Below are 2547 nucleotides of genomic sequence, written 5' to 3'. Positions count from 1 at the left end.
TGTGTCACAATAGAAATTCGTAACTCTAAATTAAATTTAGTCATAATAAAACCCCCGAGATTGTTGTCCAATCTCGGAGGTTCACTTCATGCTTGAACCTTTTTTGTACATATATTACTTACTATCTTCTTGTTTTCGTTTCTTGCCTGCAATTCCAAATATCATCATGAGTAAGCTCAATAGTCATAACGTTTGTAAACTATCCCCACTTTCATCAGTCTGCGGAAGTTTGTTTTTATCATCGTTAGTCGTTGTTGAATCAACCTCTTTATTTTCAGAAGATAACTGTTGACCGTTAACGGTACTATTATTTTTATTTTGCTCAGATGATAACTGACTTGCAGCATCATTCAATTGATTAATTAGTTGAATGATATCTTGTGTTAAAACAAGAGATTCGGCATTTTTAAGCGAATTTAACAAATCTTGTAATTGTTGTATTAAATTACCTAGTTCGCCAGTATTTCCATATTCCTTCAATGCATTCTCTGCATCTTTAATCGCTTGGTTTCGTTCTACTTTCGCTTGTTCGATAACTGTATCCATTGCATCGATTGCTTTTTGTACATCGTCAATTGACGCCGTTGGATCATTCACTAAATCTTTCAATTTATCAGTGGCATCTTTGACCCCAGGTTCTTTATTAACTGGATTTGCAAAATCTTCTGTTAAATGATTATTTGCGTCATCTAAAACATTTTGTACATTTTCAGAAATTTCTCGTAATTCTTGTACAGTATCTTTAATATCTGCAGTTAACACATTCTCAGAACCATTTGCAGCATCATCCAATGTTTTTTGTAATTCATCCAATTTTTCCTTAACACCTGGACGTTTAGAAATAGAGTCAATGTTTGTAATTAATGTCTCTGCTTCATCAACCGCATCATTTCGTGAGTCTTTAGATTGGTTAACAACGTCCTTAAATGTTTCTGTTGCTGCCAAAATATCGGCGGTTGTCGATGCTGGATTGTTTAACACTTCGTTTAATGCTGTGACCGCATCAGTCACCACTTGTTCATTTCCAACTGGATCTGTCGCAGCAAAGGCTGTGTCAGCCGCATCTTTGGCATCATTTCGTGAGTCTTTCGCTTCGCCGACGACTGTGTTAAATGTGTCAGTCGCTGCTAAGATTTCAGCGGTTGTCGATGCTGGATTGTTTAAGACTTCGTTTAATGCTGTGACCGCATTGGTCACATCCGTTTCATTTCCAACTGGATCCGTCGATGCTAAGGCTGTATCGGCCGCATCTGTCGCATCATTTCGTGAGTCTTTCGCTTCGCCGACGACTGTGTTAAATGTGTCAGTCGCTGCTAAGATTTCAGCGGTTGTCGATGCTGGATTGTTTAAGACTTCGTTTAATGCTGTGACCGCATCGGTCACCACTTGTTCATTTCCAACTGAATCTGTCGCAGCTAAGGCTGTGTCGGCCGCATCTTTGGCATCATTTCGTGAGTCTTTCGCTTCGCCGACGACTGTGTTAAATGTGTCAGTTGCTGCCAAGATTTCGGCGGTTGTCAATGCTGGATTGTTTAACACTTCGTTTAATGCTGTGACCGCATCGGTCACAGCCGTTTCATTACCTACTGGATCTGTCGATGCTAAAGCTGTGTTGACTGCATCTTTAGCATCATTTCGTGAGTCTTTTGCTTCACCGACGACTGTATTAAATGTGTCAGTTGCTGCCAAGATATCGGCTGTTGTCGATGTTGGTTCGTTTAACACTACATTCAATGCATTAACTGCATCTATCACCACTTGTCCATTGTTCACCGGGGCAGTATTTAATAAGCCAACATTAGCATTAAGCAAGGCAGTCGCATGAATAATATCCGCTGTGAGTGCTTGTTCACTATTATCGTTGGCCGCTTCAACAATATTATTAAGATTATCGATGGCACTTGCAACATTACTGTTTGTCGCCACATCTTTTGCATTACTGATTGCATTCGTAGCGTCTATTTTTGCATTGTCTCTTGCATTCATCGCAGCATCGAAAATTGTTTGAAGTTGCGTTGTAAACGCGTCAACGGCTTCTGCGGTCAATTGAGCATTAGAAAATTGGTCGTTGATGTTAGAAACCAACGGCACAATACCCTCTTCATAAGTAACAGGTCCACTGACAGCCTGCATATAGATTTCATTCAACTTAACAAAGCTATCGATTATTAAGTTTAGTTTATCCGTTAATGTAACGAGTTCGCTAGTGACCAATAACTCATTGTTTGCATCAGCCATCGCTTGTTTCAACAAGCCTTGCGCTTTTATGATTGCTGCCTTATTGTTTGGTACTGTTCTATCCATAGCATCTTGAGCTGCTGTTTGCGCATCACTACGGGTAATTTTTGCTGCAGCTAAAACACTTAAATAATTATTTGTATCGGCAACTAATGTGGCGCTATTCGAATAGGTACTGTGCCCTGTCAAGTTTACACATTAAATAATAAAAATTAGTTGGCCTTGCCAAAAAGGTATTCCGCTGCGGTAAGGTCATTTCTCTTCGCTGAGATAAATTTTTCAGTGAAATAGGTAATTCCTTCTCTAACT

At 39.5% G+C, this 2547-nt stretch carries 1 protein-coding gene and 1 pseudogene; both read right to left on the bottom strand.

Annotated elements, in window-relative coordinates:
• Positions 1-183 precede the first annotated feature (183 nt).
• Complete coding sequence (locus FFM59_RS09855) at positions 184-2427, bottom strand: hypothetical protein (RefSeq protein WP_137602847.1); 2244 nt, start codon at positions 2425-2427, stop codon at positions 184-186.
• A 23-nt stretch (positions 2428-2450) separates the two neighbouring features.
• A pseudogene (locus FFM59_RS10360) lies at positions 2451-2547 on the bottom strand (IS3 family transposase); the annotation flags it as partial.

Origin of the sequence: Paucilactobacillus nenjiangensis (genome assembly GCF_005405445.1) — a bacterium.
In the GTDB taxonomy this organism is placed as follows: Bacteria; Bacillota; Bacilli; order Lactobacillales; family Lactobacillaceae; genus Paucilactobacillus; species Paucilactobacillus nenjiangensis.
Note: the sequence above shows the minus strand (reverse complement) of the source record. Positions and strands in the feature narration are given on the sequence as shown.